19 protein-coding genes and 1 tRNA gene are annotated in these 22,454 nt (G+C 69.2%); 15 read left to right on the top strand and 5 right to left on the bottom strand.

Going from position 1 to position 22,454, the window contains the following annotated elements:
* Window positions 1-40 precede the first annotated feature (40 nt).
* From NKJ47_RS06885 to NKJ47_RS06945, 13 genes are all read left to right on the top strand, one after another.
* Window positions 41-1,954, top strand: coding sequence for a potassium transporter Kup (locus tag NKJ47_RS06885; protein WP_429002498.1), 1,914 nt, complete (start codon window positions 41-43; stop codon window positions 1,952-1,954).
* A 182-nt stretch (window positions 1,955-2,136) separates the two neighbouring features.
* Window positions 2,137-3,174 carry a Holliday junction branch migration DNA helicase RuvB gene (gene ruvB, locus NKJ47_RS06890; protein ID WP_254460749.1) on the top strand — a complete coding sequence of 346 codons (1,038 nt, stop codon included), beginning with the start codon at window positions 2,137-2,139 and terminating at the stop codon, window positions 3,172-3,174.
* 39 nt (window positions 3,175-3,213) lie between these two features.
* On the top strand, window positions 3,214-3,687 hold the full coding sequence (gene ybgC, locus NKJ47_RS06895) for a tol-pal system-associated acyl-CoA thioesterase (RefSeq protein WP_254460750.1): 474 nt from the start codon (window positions 3,214-3,216) through the stop codon (window positions 3,685-3,687).
* Entirely contained in the window at window positions 3,684-4,460 is a 777-nt protein-coding gene (gene tolQ / locus NKJ47_RS06900) for a protein TolQ (protein WP_254460751.1), read from the top strand. The genes ybgC and tolQ overlap by 4 nt, the downstream gene beginning before the upstream one ends.
* Window positions 4,461-4,497: 37 nt before the next feature.
* Window positions 4,498-4,935, top strand: a complete 438-nt coding sequence (tolR, locus tag NKJ47_RS06905; RefSeq protein ID WP_254460752.1) for a protein TolR — start codon at window positions 4,498-4,500, stop codon at window positions 4,933-4,935.
* Entirely contained in the window at window positions 4,925-5,926 is a 1,002-nt protein-coding gene (tolA, locus tag NKJ47_RS06910; RefSeq protein ID WP_429002499.1) for a cell envelope integrity protein TolA, read from the top strand. Before tolR ends, tolA begins: the two co-directional genes overlap by 11 nt.
* 172 nt (window positions 5,927-6,098) lie before the next feature.
* Window positions 6,099-7,418 (top strand): Tol-Pal system beta propeller repeat protein TolB, encoded by a 1,320-nt coding sequence (tolB, locus tag NKJ47_RS06915; protein WP_254460754.1) that lies wholly within the window; start codon window positions 6,099-6,101, stop codon window positions 7,416-7,418.
* 68 nt (window positions 7,419-7,486) lie between these two features.
* Complete coding sequence (pal, locus tag NKJ47_RS06920) at window positions 7,487-8,005, top strand: peptidoglycan-associated lipoprotein Pal (RefSeq protein WP_254460755.1); 519 nt, start codon at window positions 7,487-7,489, stop codon at window positions 8,003-8,005.
* 6 nt (window positions 8,006-8,011) lie between these two features.
* Window positions 8,012-8,839 carry a tol-pal system protein YbgF gene (gene ybgF, locus NKJ47_RS06925; protein WP_254460756.1) on the top strand — a complete coding sequence of 276 codons (828 nt, stop codon included), beginning with the start codon at window positions 8,012-8,014 and terminating at the stop codon, window positions 8,837-8,839.
* 46 nt (window positions 8,840-8,885) lie between these two features.
* Window positions 8,886-9,563: a 7-carboxy-7-deazaguanine synthase QueE gene (queE, locus tag NKJ47_RS06930; protein ID WP_254460757.1), complete on the top strand. Its 678-nt coding sequence runs from the start codon at window positions 8,886-8,888 to the stop codon at window positions 9,561-9,563.
* 181 nt (window positions 9,564-9,744) lie between these two features.
* A complete protein-coding gene (gene queC, locus NKJ47_RS06935; RefSeq protein ID WP_254460758.1) occupies window positions 9,745-10,410 on the top strand; it encodes a 7-cyano-7-deazaguanine synthase QueC in 666 nt (221 codons plus the stop codon).
* A 64-nt stretch (window positions 10,411-10,474) separates the two neighbouring features.
* Window positions 10,475-10,550, top strand: a tRNA-Lys gene (locus NKJ47_RS06940).
* Between the two features lie 730 nt (window positions 10,551-11,280).
* On the top strand, window positions 11,281-11,556 hold the full coding sequence (locus NKJ47_RS06945) for a hypothetical protein (protein WP_254460759.1): 276 nt from the start codon (window positions 11,281-11,283) through the stop codon (window positions 11,554-11,556).
* Window positions 11,557-11,723: 167 nt separating this feature from the next.
* Here NKJ47_RS06945 and NKJ47_RS06950 read toward each other — a convergent pair whose 3' ends face one another.
* Window positions 11,724-12,341, bottom strand: coding sequence for a LysE/ArgO family amino acid transporter (locus NKJ47_RS06950; RefSeq protein ID WP_254460760.1), 618 nt, complete (start codon window positions 12,339-12,341; stop codon window positions 11,724-11,726).
* A gap of 105 nt (window positions 12,342-12,446) precedes the next feature.
* Here NKJ47_RS06950 and NKJ47_RS06955 point away from each other — a divergent pair, with 105 nt between their 5' ends.
* Window positions 12,447-13,355 (top strand): LysR family transcriptional regulator ArgP, encoded by a 909-nt coding sequence (locus NKJ47_RS06955; RefSeq protein WP_254460761.1) that lies wholly within the window; start codon window positions 12,447-12,449, stop codon window positions 13,353-13,355.
* A gap of 250 nt (window positions 13,356-13,605) precedes the next feature.
* Here the strand turns inward: NKJ47_RS06955 and NKJ47_RS06960 are convergent, their stop codons facing one another.
* The 4 genes from NKJ47_RS06960 to NKJ47_RS06975 form a co-directional block, all read right to left on the bottom strand.
* Complete coding sequence (locus NKJ47_RS06960; RefSeq protein WP_254460762.1) at window positions 13,606-14,232, bottom strand: TetR/AcrR family transcriptional regulator; 627 nt, start codon at window positions 14,230-14,232, stop codon at window positions 13,606-13,608.
* A gap of 422 nt (window positions 14,233-14,654) precedes the next feature.
* On the bottom strand, window positions 14,655-15,149 hold the full coding sequence (locus tag NKJ47_RS06965) for a hypothetical protein (protein ID WP_254460763.1): 495 nt from the start codon (window positions 15,147-15,149) through the stop codon (window positions 14,655-14,657).
* A 149-nt stretch (window positions 15,150-15,298) separates the two neighbouring features.
* On the bottom strand, window positions 15,299-17,107 hold the full coding sequence (gene recQ, locus NKJ47_RS06970) for a DNA helicase RecQ (RefSeq protein WP_254460764.1): 1,809 nt from the start codon (window positions 17,105-17,107) through the stop codon (window positions 15,299-15,301).
* A 228-nt stretch (window positions 17,108-17,335) separates the two neighbouring features.
* Complete coding sequence (locus NKJ47_RS06975) at window positions 17,336-17,902, bottom strand: Dps family protein (protein ID WP_254460765.1); 567 nt, start codon at window positions 17,900-17,902, stop codon at window positions 17,336-17,338.
* 92 nt (window positions 17,903-17,994) lie between these two features.
* On the opposite strand from NKJ47_RS06975, the gene NKJ47_RS06980 reads away from it, so the two are divergent.
* Complete coding sequence (locus NKJ47_RS06980) at window positions 17,995-22,221, top strand: DUF3418 domain-containing protein (RefSeq protein ID WP_254460766.1); 4,227 nt, start codon at window positions 17,995-17,997, stop codon at window positions 22,219-22,221.
* Window positions 22,222-22,454 lie beyond the last annotated feature (233 nt).

Here is a 22,454-nt window from a genome sequence, read left to right on the forward strand (position 1 = left end):
CTCCGCTCCTTCTTCACGTTCTGGCGCTACTCTTCCCACCATGTCCAGCCCCACCAGTTCCGCCGCCCGCCCGGGCAGCCACGATCCGCACGCCAAAACGGGCTTTGGGGTGATGCTGACCGCCATTGGCGTGGTCTTCGGCGACATCGGCACCAGTCCGCTGTACACGCTCAAGGAGGCGTTCTCGCCGCACTACGGGCTGACCCCGGACCACGACACCGTGCTGGGCATCCTGTCGCTGGTGTTCTGGGCGCTGATGCTGGTGGTCACGGTCAAGTACGTCACCGTGATCATGCGCGCCGACAACGACGGCGAGGGCGGCATCATGGCGCTGACCGCGCTGGCGCAGCGCACCCTGCCCAGCGGTTCGCGCTCGATGTACGTGGTCGGCATCTTCGGCATCTTCGGCGCTTCGCTGTTCTTCGGCGACGGCGTGATCACCCCGGCCATCTCGGTGCTGTCGGCGGTGGAAGGCCTGGAGGTGGCCGCGCCCAAGCTGGAGCCGTTCGTGGTGCCGATCACCCTGGTGGTGCTGGGCATGCTGTTCATGGCCCAGCGCTACGGCACCGAGCGGGTGGGCAAGGCGTTCGGGCCGATCACCCTGGTCTGGTTCGTGGCGCTGGGCGCGATCGGCGTCTACAACATGACGCGGGCGCCGGAAGTGCTGCACGCGCTGAACCCCTGGTGGGGCGTGCGCTTCTTCGCCGAACACAACTGGCACGCGGTGTTCGTGCTCGGCGCGGTGGTGCTGGCGGTCACCGGCGGCGAGGCGCTGTACGCGGACATGGGCCATTTCGGCGCCAAGGCGATCCGTCGCTCGTGGAATTTCCTGGTGCTGCCGATGCTGACCCTGACCTACCTGGGGCAGGGCGCGCTGGTGCTGCGCGACCCGGCGGCGGTCAGCAACCCGTTCTACGAGGCGGTGCCGGAGTGGGCGCTGTACCCGATGATCGTGCTGGCCACCGCGGCCACGGTGATCGCCTCGCAGGCGCTGATCACCGGCGCCTATTCGGTGGCCAGCCAGGCCATGCAGCTGGGCTACATCCCGCGCATGCACATCCGTCACACCTCGCACTCCACGATCGGTCAGATCTACGTGCCGGCGGTGAACTGGTGCCTGCTGGCGCTGGTGGTGGTGGCGGTGATCGGCTTCGGCGACTCGACCTCGCTGGCCACCGCCTACGGTGTCTCGGTGACCGGCACCATGCTGATCACCACCGTGCTGATGATCATCTACGCGCGCGCCAACCCGCGCGTGCCGACGCCGCTGCTGTGGCTGTTCGCGCTGGTATTCCTGGCCGTGGACGGCGCGTTCTTCTACGCCAACATCATCAAGTTCCTCGACGGCGCCTGGTTCCCGCTGCTGCTGGGCCTGATCCTGTTCACCCTGATGCGCACTTGGCGCCGCGGCCGCAAGCTGCTGCACGACGAGATCCGCAAGGACGGCATCAAGCTCGACACCTTCCTGCCGGGGCTGATGCTGGCGCCGCCGGTGCGCGTGCCCGGCACCGCGGTGTTCCTGACCGCCGACCCGATGGTGGTGCCGCACGCGCTGATGCACAACCTCAAGCACAACAAGGTGCTGCACGAGCGTAACGTGTTCCTGACCGTGGAGACCCTGCAGGTGCCGTACGCGGCGGCCGGGCAGCGGTTGAAGATCGACGCGATCGGCGACGAGTTCTATCGGGTCTACGTGCGCTTCGGCTTCATGGAGACCCCGGACGTGCCGCTGGCGCTGATGCGCTCCTGCGACCAGGGCGGGATCTACTTCGACCCGATGGACACCACCTATTTCGCCAGCCGCGAGACCATCGTCGCCAGCGCCAACCGCGGCATGCCGATCTGGCGCGACAAGCTGTTCGCGGTCATGCACCGCAACGCCGCCCCCGCCACCGGCTTCTTCCGCATCCCCGGCAACCGCCTGGTGGAGCTGGGGGCGCAGGTGGAGATCTGAGGCCGCGACGGGGTCGCGGCCTTGGGAATGGGGAAGCGGGAATGGGGAATAGGGTGAAGCAACGGCAACGGCGTTCGGCCTGAAAACGCAGCGGCGCCGCGAAAGTAGGCGCCAGCAGCGGCGCCAACCGCTACTATTGTCCGCTCGATTCCCCAATCCCGATTCCCCATTCCCGGCTTTCCATGGACCGCATCATCGCCAGCAGCGCCACCCGCGAGGATGAGGCGGCCGAGGCCAGCATCCGCCCCAAGCGGCTGGACGACTACCTCGGCCAGCAGCCGGTGCGCGAGCAGCTGTCGATCTACATCGAGGCGGCCAAGGCGCGCGGGGAGGCGATGGACCATGTGCTGATCTTCGGGCCGCCGGGCCTGGGCAAGACCACGCTCAGCCATGTCATCGCCAACGAGCTGGGGGTCAACCTGCGGGTCACCTCCGGCCCGGTGATCGAGAAGGCCGGCGACCTGGCCGCGCTGCTGACCAACCTGCAGCCGCACGACGTGCTGTTCGTCGACGAGATCCATCGGCTGTCGCCGGTGGTCGAGGAAGTGCTGTACCCGGCGATGGAAGACTTCCAGATCGACATCATGATCGGCGAGGGCCCGGCCGCGCGCTCGATCAAGATCGACCTGCCGCCGTTCACCCTGATCGGCGCGACCACCCGCGCCGGCCTGCTGACCGCGCCGCTGCGCGACCGCTTCGGCATCGTCCAGCGCCTGGCCTTCTACACCCCGGACGAGCTGGCGCGGATCGTGCGCCGCTCCGCCGGCATCCTCGGCATCGCCTGCGACGCCGACGGCTGCGCCGAGATCGCCCGGCGCGCGCGCGGCACCCCGCGCATCGCCAACCGCCTGCTGCGGCGGGTCCGCGACTTCGCCCAGGTGCGCGCCGGCGGGCAGATCGACCTGGCGGTGGCGCAGGCGGCCACGCAGATGCTCAAGGTCGACGCCGAGGGCTTCGACGAGCTGGACCGGCGCATGCTGCGCACCATCATCGAGTACTTCGACGGCGGCCCGGTCGGCGTCGAGTCGCTGGCCGCCTCGCTGTCGGAGGAGCGCGGCACCCTGGAGGACGTGATCGAGCCTTACCTGATCCAGCAGGGCTACCTGATCCGCACCGCCCGCGGGCGCATGGCGACCAACAAGGCGTATCTGCACTTGGGCTTGCAGCCCAAGAACCGGGAATTGGGAATCGGGACTGGGGAATCGGGGGCATTGTTCTAGGATGTTGTGGTTACCCAGCTATCGACAGGAGCGCCGCTCTTGACCTCCGATTCCCCAGTCCCTATTCCCCAATCCCCGCGTCTATTCAGTTGGCCGACACGCGTCTACTGGGAAGATACCGACGCCAGTGGCGTGGTCTACCACGCGCGCTACGTGGCCTTTCTGGAGCGGGCGCGCACGGAGTGGCTGCGGGCGCTGGGCCATGGCCAGGAGCGTCTGCGCCTGCAGCACGATCTGATGTTCGTGGTGCGTTCGATGCAGCTCGACTTCCTGCGCCCGGCACGCCTGGACGATTCCCTGCAGGTCGGCGCCGCGCTGTCGCAGTGCAAGCGCGCCAGCCTGGTGTTCACGCAGTCGATCCATCGCGACGGCGAGTTGCTGCTGCGCGCGCAGGTGCGGCTGGCGGCCATCGGCGCCGGCAGCTTCCGCCCGCGCGGCATGGACGACGCGCTGTACGACGCATTGAAAGTTCTTGAAATCACTGAAGCCGAATTACTGAGGAACGACGGATGATCGCATTGCTCCTGGCCCTGCAGGACACGGTGGTGGAGGCGCTGCCGCAGGACGTGACCCAGACCGCCACCCAGGCCGTCGCCAGCACCGCCGCCCATGGCGGCATCAACTACCTGGACCTGATGGTCAAGGCCAGCCTGCCGGTCAAGGTGATCGTGCTGCTGCTGCTGCTCGGCTCGCTGATCAGCTGGGTGATCATCTTCCGCAAGGGCAAGGTGTTCAAGGACGCCAACCGCGAGGCCGACGACTTCGAGAACCGCTTCTGGTCCGGCACCGACCTGAGCAAGCTCTACGCCGGTGCCACCGACCGCAACCGCGTGGTCGGCGGGCTGGAGGCGATCTTCGAGGCCGGCTTCCGCGAATTCACCCGCCTGCGCGACAAGCGTCGGCTCGATGCGCGCATCCAGCTGGAAGGCGCGCAGCGGGCGATGCGCGCCACCTACGCGCGCGAGGTGGACCGCCTGGAGCGCAACCTGGAACTGCTCGCCAACATCGGCTCCACCGCGCCCTACGTGGGCCTGGTCGGCACCGTGTTCGGCATCATGGTGACCATGCACGACATGATCAGCAGCGGCCAGCAGGCGGGCATCGCCGCGGTCGCGCCGGGCATCTCCGAGGCGCTGTTCGCCACCGCCATCGGCCTGTTCGTGGCGATCCCGGCGGTATGGGCCTACAACCGCTTCACCACCCGGGTCGAGCGCCTGGCCGTGCGCTTCGAGACCTTCTCCGAAGAGTTCAGTTCCATCCTGCAGCGCCAGGCCAGCGGCGACTGAGCGTCGCCCGCCTGCCCACGACTCCCAGGATTCCCGCATGACTGCCGCCATTTCCCGCCGCAAGCGCCGCAAGCTCAAGTCCGAGATCAACGTCGTGCCGTACATCGACGTGATGCTGGTGCTGCTGATCATCTTCATGGTCACCGCGCCCTTGCTCAGCCTGAGCGTGGACGTGGACCTGCCCGATTCCACCGCACGCTCGGTGGAGAGCAAGAAGGATCCGGTGATCGTCACCGTCGATGCCCAGGGCCGCTACACCCTGACCCTGCAGGACGGCAAGCCGGAGAAGATCGCCGCGCCCGAACTGAAGGCGAAGATCCAGGCCTTCGTCGGCCAGAACAAGGACGTGCCGGTGTTCGTCGCCGCGCCCGGCAGTTCCAACTATCAACTGGTCATGGACACCATGGTCATGCTGCAGCAGGCCGGCGTTCCCAAGGTCGGCCTGATGAGTCAGCCCGGAAACAATGCACGCTGACGCCGAAAACCGACCGCCCCTGGCCAGGGGCGACAATGACGGCCTGATGTACGGCATCGCGCTGGCGGTGGCCGTGCATGTGCTGATCGCGCTGCTGTTCTTCCTGGCCTGGTGGTGGTCGCCGGTGCGCCAGGTCGAACCCGCTGCCGGTTCGCCCATGGTCGAGGCCTCGCTGGTGGTCTCGGCCGCCGACGTGCGCTCGGCGCAGAAGGCGGTGAAGGACGCGCCCAAGCCCTTGCCCGAGCCGCTGCCCGAGCCGGTCAAGGACGTCGCCGAGGAAGACACGGTGCCGCCGCCGCAGCCGCTCCCCACGCCCAAGCCGCAGCAGGCGCCGACCCCGCAGCAGCAGAAGGCACAGGACTTCGTTCCGGTCCCCGACAAGGTCGACCAGGACCGCGCCACCCGCACCGCGATCTCCCAGGAAAAGGAGAAGCAGGAGCAGGAGGCCAAGCGCCGCCAGGAACAGATCGACCTGACCGAGCAGAAGCGCCAGCAGGAGGCCGAGCAGAAGCAGCGCCTGGCCGCGCAGCAGGAAGAGGAGCGGCAGAAGAAGATCGCCGAGATCCGCAAGCAGCGCGAACAGGCCGAACGCGAGGCCAAGCTGGCCCAGCAGAAGCTGCAGCAGCTGGCCGACGTGCGCGCCAAGCAGGCCTCGGCCGCGGCGGCGACCACCGCGCAGCCGACGCCGGGTCAGAACGGCACCAATACCGACCTGCAGGCCAAGTACGCCGCGGCGATCCAGCAGGCCGTGCTGAGCCAGTGGGTGCGCCCGGATTCGGTGCCGCTGGGGCAGAAGTGCAAGATCTCGATCACGCAGATTCCCGGCGGCCAGGTGATGGACGCCAAGGTCAGTCCCGACTGTCCCTACGACGAGGCCGGCCGGCGTTCGATCGAGGCCGCCGTGCTGCGCGCCCAGCCGTTGCCCTACCGTGGCTTCGAGAGCGTTTTCTCGCGCAATCTGACGTTCAACTTCACCGCCCAGGACCAATGACCCCCGGCCGCCGCCGCTGCGTTCGCGCGCGGCCGGCCGTCCACCCGACTGGCGATGGGCGATAATGTGCCGCGTCCTGCCATCGGCTTCACATGGCGATGGTTCATGATTGCGAATACGTTCACCCGCGCATTGCTATCTCTTGCGCCTTTCCGATCCCGCTGAGCGACCCATGAAGAAACTGCCGCGCTGGCTTGCCGTTCTCACCGCCCTGTTGCTGCCTCTCGCCGCGTCCGCGCAGGACAAGGGCCTGGAAATCGACATCGTCGGCGGCAATGCCTCGGCGACCCCGATCACCGTGGTGCCGATGCCGTACCAGGGATCGGCGACCCCGCCGAGCACCGACGTCGCCGCGGTGGTCCGCGCCGACCTGGATCGCTCCGGCCAGTTCCGCAATCTGCCCGAGTCGCAGATCGTCGAGCGTCCGACCCGCGGCAGCGAGGTGCAGTTCGCCACCTGGCGCGCGCTCAAGCAGAGCTACCTGGTCGTCGGCCGGGTGATGGACGCCGGCGAAGGCGCCTACCGCGTCGAATACGAGCTGTTCGACGTGGGCAAGGGCGAGCGCATGCTCGGCCTGGCCATGACCGCCCGCGCCAACGCCATGCGCGACGTCGCCCACCAGATGGCCGACGCCATCTACGAGAAGATCACCGGCGTGCGCGGCGCGTTCTGGACCCGCATCGCCTACGTCACCGCCAGCGGCAAGGGCGGGGCGATGCGCTATGCGCTGATGGTCGCCGACTCCGACGGCTACAACCCGCAGACCATCGTCCGCTCGGCCGAGCCGCTGCTGTCGCCGAACTGGAGCCCGGACGGCAAGAAGCTGGCCTACGTGAGCTTCGAACGCGGCAACTCCTCGATCTACATCCAGGACATCGCCACCGGCGCGCGCCAGCTGGTGTCCAGCTTCCGCGGCATCAACGGCGCCCCGTCGTTCTCGCCGGACGGCAAGAGGCTGGCGCTGGCCCTGTCGCGCAGCGGCAACCCGGAGATCTACGTGATGGATCTGGGCAGCAAGCAGCTGACCCAGCTGACCAACCACTTCGGCATCGACACCGAGCCGACCTGGGCGCCGGACGGCAACAGCATCTACTTCACCTCGGACCGCAGCGGCCGCCCGCAGATCTACCAGGTGCCGGCCACCGGCGGCAGCGCCACCCGCATCACCTTCCAGGGCAACTACAACGCGACCCCGAGCGTGTCCTTCGACGGCAACAAGCTGGTCGTGGCCCAGGGCAGCGGCAACACCTACAAGATCGCGATGATGGACCGCAGCCTGGGTTCGCCGCGCTGGAGCACGCTGTCGACCGGTTCGCTGGACGAATCGCCGAGCTTCGCCCCCAACGCCAGCATGGTGCTGTATGCGGCGCGCGAAGGCGGCCGCGGCGTGCTGTACGCGGTCTCGGCCGATGCCCGCGTGCGGCAGCGCCTGGTGCTCGCCGATGGCGACGTGCGCGAACCGTCCTGGTCGCCGTATCGCACCGCACGTTGACATGTAAGTTTGGTGTTAATATTCCGCTGTTGAACCCCTCATCGGCCCAGGAGCCACAAGGTATCGCCATGAACAAGACCACCCGCGTTCTGCTTGTTTCGCTGTTGTCCGTCGCAGCTCTGGCCGGCTGCTCCAAGAAGGTCAAGGAACAGCCCCAGACCGACACCACCGGCACCACCGGCACCACCGTTCCGACCGGCCCGTCGACCTCCGGCCTGTACGGCCCGGGCGACCTGGACACCGATTCCTGCCTGCGTCAGCGCGTGGTCTACTTCGACCTGGACAAGGACACCGTGAAGCCGGAATTCCAGGCGATCATGGCGTGCCACGCCAAGTACCTGCGTGACCGTCCGTCCTCGCGCATCACCCTGCAGGGCAACACCGACGAGCGTGGTTCGCGCGAGTACAACATGGGCCTGGGCGAGCGTCGTGCCAACGCCGTGTCCTCGGCGCTGCAGGCCAACGGTGGCTCGGCTGCGCAGCTGACCGTGGTCAGCTACGGCGAAGAGCGTCCGGTCTGCACCGAGTCGAACGAGTCCTGCTGGTCGCAGAACCGTCGCGTCGAGATCGTCTACACGGCGCAGTAAGAAAAGATGCGTATCGGTGTCCTTACATCGATGATCGTCGCGGCGGCCCTCGTGGCCGCCGCGCCGGCTCATGCGCAGCGCGCAAGCCTGGCCGACCGCGTTTCCGCGCTCGAGCAGCAGGCCATGAATACCCAGGCCAACACCGACATCCTGAACCAGCTCAACCAGCTGCGGACCCAGATGCAGTCGATGGAGGCCACGATCGAACAACTGCAGCACAGCAACGACCAGCTCAAGCAGCAGATCAAGGACCAGTACCTGGACCTGGATGGCCGCGTGGGCAGGCTCGAGAGTGGTGCAGGGGCAGGGGCGACGCCGCCGTTGCCGCCGGCCAATGGCCCCGCACCGGCTGCCGCACCGGCCGCGCCCGCGGGCAAGCCGTCCGCCGTTGCCGAGCCGCCGCCGTCGGTGCACGGCGACGCCGGCACCCTGGCCGCCGCCGGCGACGAGCGGGCCGCCTACAATGTCGCCTTCGATGCCCTGAAGGCCGGCAAGTACGCCGACTCGGCGAACCTGTTCCAGAGCTTCCTGCAGGCCTACCCGAACGGCGTGTATGCGCCGAACGCGCTGTACTGGCTGGGCGAGAGCTACTACGCCACCAAGAACTTCCAGTTGGCCGAGGCCCAGTTCCAGGACCTGATCGGCCGCTACCCGACCCACGACAAGGCGTCGGGCGCGCTGCTCAAGTTGGGCCTGTCCCAGTACGGCGAAGGCCGCGTGCAGGACGCCGAGCAGACCCTGCAACAGGTCGGTGCGAAGTATCCTGGGTCCGATGCCGCGCGGACCGCGCAGGACCGCCTGCAGTCGATCCGTCTCGGCCAGCAGTTGCGCTGAGCCCCTTACGCTGCCGCCGTCGTCGCGGGAGCAGTCTTCTCCCGCCATGGCCGCCGTTCCCAGCGATATCGTCCAAAGCCCGCTGCCCCGCCTGAAGCTGACGGAGATCTTCCTGTCGCTGCAGGGCGAGGCCGAGAGCGCCGGCTGGCCCACCGTGTTCGTGCGCCTGACCGGCTGCCCGTTGCGCTGCAGTTACTGCGACACCGCCTACGCCTTCCATGGCGGCCAGTGGTGGGACATCGACGCGATCCTCGAAGAGGTGGCGCGCCACGGCGTGCGCCATGTCTGCGTGACCGGCGGCGAGCCGCTGGCGCAGAAGCGCTGCCTGCAACTGCTGCAGCGCCTGTGCGATGCCGGCTACGACGTGTCGCTGGAGACCTCCGGCGCGCTGGACATCGCCGAGGTCGACCCGCGGGTGTCGCGGGTGCTCGACATCAAGACCCCGGCGTCGCAGGAAGCGCACCGCAACCGCTGGGAGAACCTGCCGCTGCTGACCGCGCGCGACCAGATCAAGTTCGTCCTGTGCGGCCGCGCCGACTACGAGTGGGCGCGGGACGTGGTCGCCGAACACCGGCTGGACACGCGCTGCACGGTCTGGTTTTCCCCGAGCAAGAGCGAACTGACCGCGCGCGATCTGGCCGACTGGATCGTCGCCGACCGCCTGCCGGTACGGTTCCAGATGCAGTTGCACAAGCTGCTGTGGAACGACGAGCCGGGGCGGTAGCTGCGCTGGTGCGCAGCCGGGAATCGGGAATGGAGAATCGGGAATCGGCAAAGCGCTGCATAGCAGGCGTGTTTGTGCCTGTTTTGCTTCCGCTTCTCGAAGCTTGTCCAGCTTTCCGGTCCTGCGTGGCTGTTACGCTCTCCCCATTCCCGATTCTCCATTTCCCATTCCCGGCCCCCAGATGAAAAACGCCGTCGTCCTTCTCTCCGGTGGCATGGACTCCGCCGTCGTCGTCGCTATCGCCCGTGCGCAGGGCTTCGCCGTGCATGCCCTGAGCGTGCGCTATGGCCAGCGCCATACCTCCGAACTGGACGCGGCCGCGCGGGTCGCCAGCGCCCTGGGTGCGGTGGCGCACAAGACCGTCAACGTCGACCTGCGCAGCATCGGCGGCTCCGCGCTGACCGACGACATCGAGGTGCCGGACGCCGGCGGCGAGGGCATCCCGGTGACCTACGTGCCGGCGCGCAACACCATCATGCTGTCGGTGGCGCTGGGCTGGGCCGAGGTGCTGGGTGCGGCCGACATCTTCTGCGGGGTCAACGCGGTGGACTATTCCGGCTATCCCGATTGCCGCCCCGAGTTCATCGACGCGTTCCAGACCCTGGCCAACCTGGCGACCAAGGCCGGGGTGGAGGGTGCCGGGCTGCGCGTGCATGCGCCGTTGCAGCACATGAGCAAGGCCGACATCGTGCGCGAGGGCGTGCGCCTGGGCGTGGATTTCGGCCTGACCGTGTCTTGCTACCGCGCCGACGACGCCGGCCGCGCCTGTGGCCATTGCGACGCCTGCCGCCTGCGCGCGGCGGGCTTCGCCGATGCCGGCGTCGCCGACCCGACCCACTACGCCTGATTTCGCGAAACGCCCCGCCCTGGGGTAGACTACGCCCCCCGGCGCAACGCCGGGGCCTTGTTTTGGGCCGTTAGCTCAGTCGGTAGAGCAGAAGACTTTTAATCTTTTGGTCGATGGTTCGAATCCATCACGGCCCACCACTATTCCAGATAGTCAGGCATTGCCTTCGGTGGGTTTTTCGCCGGCTCCTGAAGTCACTTCTGAAATCGACGATAGGGCACCATCAAAACTCCGGAACGCGTTCTGTAGGAGCGGCTTCAGCCGCGACGGGGCGTCCCGGTAGGTCCGTCGCGGCTGAAGCCGCTCCTACAGGGCAGGCTGCATCCCGCTTGAGTGTCGAAGAAGCAGGTTGTTCTAGGTGCCCAATAGACGCGCTGGTTCCACGGTCGGGGCGGTGGGTTCGTAGCATGGCTGCAGTGACTCGGTTTTGTGGCCGCTTGTGGCCTGGTCATTCGGATCCGTGGTGCTTCGCTACTTCAGGCCGTCCAGTGCAACGCGATCGCCCGCGGCGATCACGCCTTGCTTGATCGCGCGCGGGGTCAAGCGCTGCCGAGCGTTGTCGAACGCGCGCTTCGGGCACATGGCGCCGCTTTTGTTCGCGACACGTGGGCGATGTCCTGGCCGCATCGGATCGCAAGGTAACTGCGTGCGGATGCACGTCGTCGTATCGGCCGCAGCGTCGGCTTGCAGACCGCGCAGCGGAGATTGCCGGCGCCGCGCGCACCGGTCCTGGGCCTGAACGCTTCGCTGAAGTTGTTATGATGGACGCTGTCTACAGGGGACTTTCTTGTGCGATCGAACGCTTTCATTCTCACCGCCGTCCTGGCGGTTCTTTCCGGGTCGGTACACGCTGCCCAGTCCGGCCACTACATGGTCGTGCGCAAGCAACTGACGATTGCGAGCCTGCCGGACGACGACATGCGCCCACAGATCGTCGGGACCGTTGTCGCCGTCAATGCCGAAGGCACGACCCTGAAAGGTGGCGCCCGCGTACCTGCCAAGGGTGCCAAGCCAGGTGAATTGGCGAGGTTCGCCTGCCGTTCGATCGAGATGGACAACAAGCCGCCAGTCTCGACCGACTGCGAGCTGATCAGCACCCAGGCACCCGACAAGCAGGCGCGCGACTACAGCAACTTCTGGGACTGACCCGGCGCCGCAGTGGCGCTACGGTCAGCATCTTCGGAACCCCGGCCACGCGCCGGGGTTTTGTTTTTCCTCTTTCGCTCAGCTGCGCAAGCGGAAGCCCGCGTCTGCGCCATCATGGGGAGCCGTGCACTGTCGCGCCGCGTTGGCATCCACTGCACCCCGATCGCTCATCCCAGGGGCTGCAGAAGCAATGAGAGGCACAACCCCAGCATGAACAGCGCGACCGCCGCATCCAGCAGCCGCCACGCGGCGGGCTTGCGGAACACCGGTTGCAGCAGCCGGGCGCCGTAGCCCAGGCTGCAGAACCAGGTCGCGCTGGCCAGGCAGGCGCCGAGCGCGAACGCCCAGCGCAGTTGTCCCGGGTAGCGCGTGGAGAGGCTGCCCAGCAGCACCATGGTGTCCAGATACACGTGCGGATTGAGGAAGGTGAAGGCCAGGCAGGTCAGCAGGGCGCGCTGCCAGCGCTGCCGATCCTGGCCTTGCGCCAGCAGGCCGCCACTGCCGCGCCAGGCGCGCCGCGCCGCCAGCAGCGCATACGCGCCGAGAAAGGCCGCGCCGCCGAAGCGCAATCCCTGTAGTACGCCTGGCCAGGTATCCACCACGGCGCCGATGCCGGACACGCCGAGCACGATCAGCGCGACGTCGCTGGCGGCGCACACGGCCACGACCAGGCCGACATGCCGACGCTGCAGCCCCTGGCGCAGCACGAAGGCGTTCTGCGCGCCGATGGCGACGATCAGGCCGGCGCCGGCGACGAAGCCGGTCAACAGTGCGTGCAGCCACATGCGCTAGGTCCTGGTGGGTGGGGCGAGCATGCTGCACGCGCCACCGCCATTAGCCAAACTCATTTTTCTGTAGGCTGTGAAGCATTCCTAATCTGCCTCGCCGTCATGGATCTGCTGCATCCCCAGCTGTCCGCCTTCGCCGCCGTCCTGGAAGAAGGCAGTTTCGAGGCCGCCGCACGCCGCCTGGCGCTGACTCCGTCGGCGGTGTCGCAGCGGATCAAGGCGCTGGAAGACCGGCTCGGCCAGGTGCTGATCGTGCGCCAGGCCCCATGCCGGCCGACCCCCGCGGGCGAGCGCCTGCTGCGCAGCGTGCGGCCGATGCAGGTGCTGGAGGCCGAGGCGGTGGCCGACCTGCTGCCCGCGCCCGCCAGCAGCGCAGCGGCGCGCAGCATCGCCATCGCGGTCAACGACGACTCGCTGCAGACTTGGTTCCTGGACGCGCTGGCGGTGCTGCACGACGCGCATGGCTACCTGTTCGACATCCAGGTGGACGACCAGGATCACACGCTGGAACTGCTGCGCAGCGGTGCGGTCCTCGGCGCCGTCACCTCCGTCGGCAAGGCGTTGCAGGGCTGCAATGTGCTGCCGCTGGGGGCGATGCGCTACCGCGCGATCGCCTCGCCGGCCTTTGTCGCCCGTTACTTCGCCCAGGGCCTGGATGCGGCGGCGTTGGCGCGCGCCCCGATGATCGTCTACAACCGCAAGGACGCGCTGCAGGCGCGCTTCGTGCGCCGCATCACCCGCTCGCGCCTGAGCCCGCCGATCCACTACCTGCCGACCTCCATCGGCTTCGTCGACGCAGCCGCCCGCGGCCTGGGTTGGTGCCTGGCACCGGAGCAGATGCTGGGGGCTGCGCTGCGACAGCAGCAGATCGTGGTCGTCGACCCGCAGCGCTGGCTCGATGTGCCGCTGTACTGGCAGCACGTGGCGGTCCGCTCCAGGACGCTGCAGCAGATCGGTCAGGCACTGCGTACCGCAGCGGGGCGCATGCGCGCGCCAGCGGCGCCGGCCTGAGCGGGCGCTGACGATCGTCCACGCGGCCCTTTCTCGCGATAGCGACGAGGCCTCGACGTTGAGCGTTGCGCTGGCGCTGGACGTGGCTGTTGGTGGATGGCGCCGCAGCGATTGCATACCGCTGCGTACAGGCACGCAGTACTGCGACGGCGCCGAGCGCCGTTGCCGCGGGACGCATCAGGATCCCACTCAATGCGCCGGCGATGTGCGTGGACGATCCGCGGGCCGAAGGCGGCGGCGGACCACGGCGTCAGCTGCGCGCCGTGCTGAAGATCCCGGCCAGGCTTTCGCTCAGGATCAACTGCAGGTGCATGCGGTTGAGCTCCACGCCGGTGGTCATCATCATGTGCAGGCCGCCGCACATCGCCGCGACCGCGTAGACGCGGGCCTGGAACTCCGCCTCGCTGCCGCTCCAGCCGTGGTCGCGCAGCATGCGCCGCAGCAGGTCGCCGAGGTTCTGCACCAGGGACACGTTGAGCCGGCGCGCGTACTGCGCCAGGTCGGGGTCGCGCGCGGCGGCCAGGTCCATTTCCAGGTCCAGGCGCCGCCGCCGCTGGTTGGCATCGGCCACCAGCCACTCTTCCAGCGCACCGGCGATGAACGCCGTGGCGTCCTGGTGCGGTGGCGGCTGCAGCAGCCACATCGTGCGGATGGCGCGCTCGTAGCCGCGTTCCATCAGTGCCTGGACCAGGCCACGCTTGTCGTCGAACTGTCGGCGCACCGCGCTGCAGGGGACGTCGGCAATCCCGGCGATCAGTTCGAAGGTGGTGGCGCCGAGACCGTTCTCCGCGATGCAGCGCTCGGCCGCATCGAGGACATCGTCGTGCTGGCGCTGCTCGCGTTCGCGGGCGCTGTGCAGCCGGACTACGTTGGACATGGCGTGGGCTCGGGGGAAAGCGGTGCCACAAGGAGGGGGGCGTCGGGGAGCGCCTCGCGGGGAGCGTGCTGCCAGGTCGCGCCGCCACAGGCGAATGTCCTGCTGCGCGATTGTAGTCGCGATATGGCGCGAGCGTCGCGCACGCGGCTGATGCGATCGCCACGACCGTGACGCCGGCAACGCTGCACGATGGGGCTGCGTCGCGTTTCGCTGCAGGCAGGACTGGGGGGCCTACGCCGCCGTGGTCTGACGGTGCCCAGTCAGGCGGGCGAAGGTGGACCTGGGGTGGCCGAAAGGCAGGGGGGCGCAGTCGCCGGATCGGCGGAAGGCGCGCAGACGCCGGCGGCGGAGTCGGGCAATACGAGATTCCGACGATTTGCGCACCGCCTGCGTGGCGGTGCGTGGTCGGGCGTTCGCCGCGGTTACCAGCCGAACGGCGGCGGGCCGTAGGCGCCGGGGTAGTAGCCACGGCCGAACACCGGGCCGTCGCCGCGGCCGACACTGATGCTGATGCCCATCTGTCGGGGCTTGCCGTCGTCGGTGTAGGAGGTCTTGCACAGGTTCAGGTTGGCGGCCTGGTAGTTGCTGTTGCCGCCGTGCGATGAGTAGCCGATGCCGGTGGCGACGCTGCCGTGCACGTCGCCATTGCAGCGCTCGGCCTGCGCCTGCAGCGCTTCGGCGCGCGCCTGCGCCGCCGCGGCCTTCTGGGCCGAGGCCGAGGTGCCGCTGGTGTCGCCGTAGTAGGCGCCCGGCGGATCGGCCTTGGTGCCGGGATCGGCATAGGTGATCGGCTGCTGCGGCACGCTCAGGTCGAGCTTGCGCTTGGCCGCCTCGCTGTCGCTGGTGGCGTCGGCGGTCTGGGCCAGGGCCGGGCCGGCAAGCAGGGCGCAGGCGAGGAGAAGGAGGCTGCGGTTCATCGGGCATCCGCCAGGAGAGAGGGGCCCGGCGGAGCCAGGTAGACGCTCTGCCGTGACGCTGACGCTATCAATACCACGTTGAACCCGGCCTGTCGGTGCCGCGGGCCTCGCCGCGGCGCGCGGGCGAGGCGGGCGCCGGTGCCCGCCACTCAGCCCTGCGCGTGCACGACCTCGAGCAATTGCTGGCCGTAGCGGGCCAGCTTGCTGCCGCCGATCCCGCCGACCCGCGCCAGTTCGTCCAGACTGGCCGGGCGCTGCTCGGCGATGTTGCGCAGGGTGCTGTCGTGGAAGATCACGAAGGCCGGCACGTTCTGCTCCTTGGCCAGGCCGGCGCGCAGGTCGCGCAGCGCGTTGAACAGGGGCAGGTCCTGGGCCTGTACCGGCACGCCGGTGCGCGGGCTGCCGCTGCGGTCGCCGCGCTCGCGGCCGCGGCTGGGCAGTTCGCGGCGCATCATGATCGTGCGTTCGCCCTTGAGCACCTGGCGGCTGGCGTCGGTGAGGCGCAGGCCGCCGTAGGCGTCGCTGTCCACTTCCAGCAGGCCGGTGGCGACCAGTTGCCGGAACACGCCGCGCCACGCGCGCGCGTCCAGGTCCTTGCCGATGCCGTAGGTGCTGAGCTGGTCGTGACCGAACTGCTTGATCTTCTCGCCCTCGTTGCCGCGCAGGATGTCGATCAGGTGGCCGACGCCGAAGCGCTGGCCGCTGCGGTACACGCAGCTCAGCGCCTTCTGCACGGCCACCGTGGCGTCCCAGGCGGCGGCCGGCTGCAGGCAGTTGTCGCAGTTGCCGCAGGGCTGCGGGTAGGTCTCGCCGAAGCCGGCCAGCAGCACCTGGCGGCGGCATTGCATCGATTCGCAGTAGCCCAGCAGCTGGTCGAGCTTGCGCCGCTCCACGCGCTTGCGCTCCTCGCCGGCCTCGCCCTGCTCGATCATCTGCTTGAGCAGCACCACGTCGCCCAGGCCATAGCACAGCCAGGCCTCGGCGGCCTCGCCGTCGCGGCCGGCGCGGCCGGTCTCCTGGTAGTAGCCCTCCAGCGACTTGGGCAGGTCGGTGTGGGCGACGAAACGCACGTCGGGCTTGTCGATGCCCATGCCGAAGGCGATGGTGGCGCACATCACGATGCCGTCCTCGCGCAGGAAGCGGCGCTGGTTGTCGGCACGCACCTCGGCCGGCAGGCCGGCGTGGTAGGGCAGGGCGTTCAATCCCTCGCGGGCCAGGAACTCGGCGGTCTCCTCGACCTTGCGCCGCGACATGCAGTAGACGATGCCGGCGCTGCCGCGGTGCGCGCGCAGGAAGTCCAGCAGCTGGCGCCGCGCATTGTCCTTCTGCACCACGGTGTAGCGGATATTGGGGCGGTCGAAGGAACTGACGAAATGGCGGGCCTGCGCCAGGTCCAGGCGCTCGGCGATCTCGCGCTGGGTCGGCGGATCGGCGGTGGCGGTGAGGGCGATGCGCGGGATCTGCGGCCAGCGCTCGTGCAGGACGGTGAGCTGCCGGTACTCGGGACGGAAGTCGTGGCCCCACTGCGACACGCAGTGCGCCTCGTCGATCGCGAACAGAGCGATGCGGCTGCGCTCGATCAGGGACAGGAAGCGCGGGGTCAGCAGCCGTTCCGGGGCGACGTACAGCAGGTCGAGCTCGCCGGCCAGCAGGGCGCGTTCGACCCGCTGCGCGGTCTCGCCGTCCAGGGTGGAGTTCAGGTACTCGGCGCGCACGCCGAGCTGGCGCAGCGCCTCGACCTGGTCCTGCATCAGCGCGATCAGCGGCGAGATCACGATGCCGGTGCCGTCGCGCAGCAGCGAGGGAATCTGGTAACACAGCGACTTGCCGCCACCGGTGGGCATCAGCACCAGCGCGTCGTGACCGGCGGCGACGTGCTCGACGATGTCCTGTTGCAGGCCGCGGAACTGGTCGTAGCCGAAGACGCGGCTGAGCAAGGCGTGGGCGGGGGAAGACATGTGCGTAGGATACCGTGCCGCGCCGGCGCGGTTGCCTTCCGGATGTCCGCAAACGCGTATCAGGCAAACGCGCGCCGGTCTGTAGGAGGCGGCTGTCCCGCGGTGGGGGCCGACATTAGAACGGCGTCGGGACGGAAGTCCCTCCCGTAGTGGCCCCAGCCAACGTATCGCTCCCGGCGACGGCGCGCGCGGCGCGCCCTGCCTGCCAAGCAGGCAGGGCGGCACCCCTTACTGCAGCAGCGAGCGCAGCATCCAGGCGTACTTCTCGTGGGTCTGCAGGCGCTGGGTCAGCAGGTCCACCGACGGGTCGTCGCCGGCGTCGTCGGCGGTCTTGAGCACCTTGCGCGCGGTGCGGCACACCGCTTCGTTGCCGACCACCAGCTGGCGCACCATCTCGCGCCAGTCGGCGCTGTCGCCGAGGCCTTCTTCTTCCGGGATCGAGGTCAGCGCGGCGTACTCCTTGTACGAGCCCGGGGCGTTGAAGCCCAGGGCGCGGATGCGCTCGGCGACGTCGTCCAGCGCCGCCCACTGCTCGGTGTACTGCGTCTCGAACATCAGGTGCAGCGAGTTGAACATCGACCCGGTCACGTTCCAGTGGAAGTTGTGGGTCTTCAGGTACAGGGTGAAGGCGTCGGCCATGAAGTGCGACAGGCCGTCGGCGATCTTCTTGCGATCGCCGCCGCCGATCCCGATATCGATGTTGGGCGCGGCCGGCGCCAGCGCGGCCAGCGGCTGGCCGGCGACGGCCTTGCTGGCGGAGTTCTTGGTCTTGCCGGGGGTCTTGCTCTTGGCCATGGGAATTCCTCTTGGGGGTAACAGACAAGATGGCGTCACAATAGACAGACTAAAGCATGCGCTGTGATTCAACGTTCAATGGCACCTGATTGATGAATGCTATCGAGAAATCTTCCGTGCCGGCACGCCTGCGCGAACGCCGCGCCGCGATCGACGGCGCGCTGACCCGCGACCGCGGCCGCCTGCTGGGCCTATGGTCGCGCTGGCAGGGCGCACCGGGCAATGCCGCGCTGGAGACCGCGTTCGAGCAGGCGCTGCAGGCGTCGCAGGCGCGTTGCGCCGCGCGCGCGGCGCAGCAGCCGGCGATCACCCTGGACCCGCAGTTGCCGATCGCGCGCGAGGCCGAGCGCATCGTGGCGCTGATCCGCGACCACCAGGTGGTGGTGATCGCCGGCGAGACCGGCTCGGGCAAAACCACGCAGTTGCCGAAGCTGTGCCTGGCCGCCGGACGCGGCGCCGCCGGCATGATCGGCTGCACCCAGCCGCGGCGCATCGCCGCGCGCGCGGTGGCCAGCCGCGTGGCCGAGGAACTGCGCACGCCGGTGGGCGAGACGGTGGGCTTCCAGGTGCGCTTCAACGACCGGGTCGGCGAACAGACCCGGATCAAGTTCATGACCGACGGCATCCTGCTGGCCGAGATCGCCAGCGACCGCTGGCTGTCCAGCTACGACACGATCATCGTCGACGAGGCGCACGAGCGCAGCCTCAACATCGATTTCCTGCTCGGCTACCTCAAGCAACTGCTGCGCAAGCGCCCGGACCTGAAGGTCATCGTGACCTCGGCGACGATCGACACCGCGCGCTTCGCCGCGCATTTCGACGATGCGCCGGTGATCAGCGTGGAAGGCCGGACCTATCCGGTGGAGGTGCGCTATCGGCCGCTGGAAGAGCCGGGAGTGGAGAGTGGGGATGGCCAGCCTGCGGCTGTCGAGGAGCGCGCGGGATTGGCAGAAGCCCGTGACGCCGAACGCGCGCGGCCAACCGCCGTTTCGAATCCCGAATCCCGAATCCCCACTGCCGGCCTCTCGGTCAACGATGCGATCGTGGCGGCGGTGGACGAAATCACCCGGCTGGATCCGCGCGGCGACGTGCTGGTGTTCCTGCCCGGCGAGCGCGAGATCCGCGATGCGCACCATGCGCTGGAACGGCGCAAGTACCGCGAGACCGAGGTGCTGCCGCTGTACGCGCGGCTCTCCAACGCCGACCAGGACCGGGTGTTCAACCCCGGTCCGCGGCGGCGCCTGGTGCTGGCCACCAATGTCGCCGAAACCTCGCTGACGGTGCCGCGCATCCGCTACGTGGTCGATCCCGGCTACGCGCGGGTCAAGCGCTACAGCCCGCGGCAGAAGCTCGACCGCCTGCACATCGAGCCGATCTCGCAGGCCAGCGCCAACCAGCGCAAGGGCCGTTGCGGCCGCATCGCCGAAGGCATCTGCTACCGGCTGTACGCCGAGGCGGACTTCCAGGCACGGCCGGAGTTCACCGATCCGGAGATCCGCCGCTCCAGCCTGGCCGGGGTGATCCTGCGCATGCTGCAGCTGGGGCTGGGACGGATCGAGGATTTCCCGTTCCTGGAGCCGCCGGACGAGCGCGCGGTGGCCGATGGCTGGCAGCAGCTGGTGGAACTGGGCGCGGTCGGCGAGCCGGACCGCCATGGCGTGCGCAAGCTCACCGAGATCGGCCGCAAGATGGCGCGGCTGCCGGTGGACGTGAAGCTGGCGCGGATGCTGGTGGCGGCGCAGCAGCACGGCTGCCTGCGGCCGATGCTGGTGATCGCCGCGTTCCTGGGCATCCAGGACCCGCGCGAGCGCCCGCCGGAGGCGCGCGAGGCCGCCGACAACGCGCATGCCAAGTTCGCCGATGCGCGTTCGGAATTCGTCGGCATCCTGCGTCTGTGGGACGGCTACCGGCAGGCGCACGAGGACCTGACCCAGTCCAAGCTGCGTGACTGGTGCGGACGGCATTTCCTGGGCTTCCTGCGCATGCGCGAGTGGCGCGAACTGCACCGCCAGCTGCATCTGCTGTGCGCGGAGCTGGGCTGGACCGAGGAGCCGGCGGAGGCCTCCATGCGGCCGTTGCTGGCCGGCGCCGCGGCGCCCGCACCGGCACGCGATGCCGAGACTGCGGCGCGCGCGACCCGCGGGCAACTGCACCGTGCCGCGCGCCTGGCCCGCGAAGGGCGCGCCGGCGGCGCGCCGCCGGCCACGCCGGTGCCGGCGGCGCAGACGCCGCCACCCCCGGCACCCGCCGAGGCGGGCGAGGCGCCGCGCGCCAGCGAACGCGAGCGTGCCGCCGCCTACCAGGCGCTGCACCGCGCGCTGCTGGCGGGCCTGCCGACCCAGGTCGGCCACCGCACCGAGAAGGGCGATTTCCTGGCGCCGCGGCAGCGCCGTTTCCTGTTGTTCCCCGGCTCGGCGCTGGCGCGCAAGCCGCCGCCGTGGGTGCTGCCGGCGACGCTGCTGGACACGCAGAAGGTGTGGGGCCTGACCAATGCGGCGATCGAGCCGGACTGGGTGATCGCCGAGTTGCCGCACCTGCTCGCGCGCAAGCACTTCGATCCGCACTGGTCGCGCGCGCAGGGGCAGGTGCTGGCCTCCGAGCAGATCAGCCTGTTCGGGCTGGTGCTGGCGCCGAAGAAGCCGGTGCACTACGGCCGCATCGATCCCCCCGGCGCGCACGAGCTGTTCGTGCGCCAGGGCTTGGTGCCGGGCGAGATCAACACCCGTGCCAGCTTCGTCGCCGACAACCAGAAGGTGCTGGCGCAGGCGCATGAGGAAGAAGCCAAGCTGCGCCGCGCCGGCATCGTCGCCGACGAGGACTGGCAGGCGCGCTGGTACCTGGACCGGATCCCCGGCGAGATCTACTCCGCCGCCGGCCTGGACGCCTGGTGGAAGGCGCTGGCGCCGGAGCAGCGGCGCGCGCTGCACTGGTCGCTGGCCGACCTGCTGCCAGGCGAGGGCAGCGCCGCCGAGCGCTACCCCGCGTACTTCCCGCTGGGCGATGCGCGGCTGGCGCTGCACTACCGCTTCGAGCCGGGCGCGGCCGACGATGGCGTGACCCTGGAGGTGCCGGTGCACCTGCTCAATGCGCTGGACCCGGCGCGGCTGTCGTGGCTGGCGCCGGGCTTCGTCGCCGACAAGGCCGCGGCGCTGATCCGCAGCCTGCCCAAGGCGCTGCGCCGCAACTACGTGCCGGCGCCGGACTTCGCCCGCGCGTTCTACGAGGCGTTCCCGCAGCCCAGCGCCGACGACCTCCGCGGCGAACTGGCGCGCTTCCTGCAACGCGCCACCGGCGCGCCCTTGAGCGCGCTGGAGTTCGACGAGAGCACGCTGGAGCCGCATCTGCGCATGAACCTGCGCCTGCGCGACGACGCCGGCAAGGTGCTGGCCGAATCGCGCGACCTGGACGCGCTGCGCGCGCGCTTCGGCGAGCGTGCCGGACAGGCCTTCGCCGCGCGCGCCGGCCGCGCCATGGCCGCCACCGGGCTGCGCGAGTTCCCGGCGACGCCGATTCCGCTGCAGGTGCCGGGCGAAGCCGGGGTGCCGGCGTATCCGGCGCTGGTGGACGAGGGCGACAGCGCCGCGCTGCGGATCTTCGCCGACCGTGCGCAGGCCGAGGCCGCGCATCCGCGCGGGGTGCGCCGGCTGCTGGAGATCGCCCTGGCCGACAAGGTCAAGCAGGCGCGCAAGCAGTTGCCGGTGTCGCCCAAGACCGGACTGCTGTATGCGGCGATCGAGTCGCAGGAGCGCCTGCGCGGCGACCTGGTGGAGGCGGCGTTGAACGCGCTGCTGGAGCAGGGGCTGGAGGCGATCCGCGACGCGGACCGCTTCGCGCAGCGCCGCGATGCCGCCGCCAAGCAGTTGTTCGGCGAGGCGATGGAGCGGCTGAAGCTGGCCGAGGCGATCATGGGCGCGGCCGCGGAACTGAAGCCGCAGCTGGAGTCGCCGTTGATGGGCTGGGCCAGCGGCAATCTCGACGACCTGCGCGCGCAACTGGCGGCGCTGCTGCATCCGGGCTTCCTGCGCGAGACCCCGGCCACCGCGCTGGCGCAGTTCCCGCGCTACCTGCGGGCGATGCTGTTGCGCGCCGAGCGCGCCAAGCGCGATCCGGCCCGCGACCAGGCGCGCATGCTGGAGCTGAAGCCGTTCGTCGACGCGCTGGCCGAGGCGGCCGCGGCCGGGCGCGGAGACACGCCGGAGTGGCAGGCGCTGCGCTGGGACCTGGAAGAGCTGCGGGTGTCGCTGTTCGCCCAGGAACTGGGCGCCCGCGCCGGCATCTCGGCCAAGAAGCTGGCGCAGCGGGTGGCTCAACTGCGGTGATTCGGGATTGGGGATTCGGGATTGGTGGTGGGATTCCCGCGCTGTTCCCGCACTATCCGCGTGGGCAGCATCCTTGTGGGAAAAGCTTCTGTCCCGAGGCTGTTCCCGCGCTATCCCAGTGGGCAGCATTCTTGCAGGAGGGACTTCAGTCCCGACGCCTTCAGCGGCAGGCGGTGGGGCTGAAGCCCCTCCCACAAAAGCGAGGCGCCGTGTGGACGGTCAAGCGATTTGCT

The organism is Xanthomonas sacchari (assembly GCF_024266585.1).
GTDB classification, from domain to species: domain Bacteria; phylum Pseudomonadota; class Gammaproteobacteria; order Xanthomonadales; family Xanthomonadaceae; genus Xanthomonas_A; species Xanthomonas_A sacchari_C.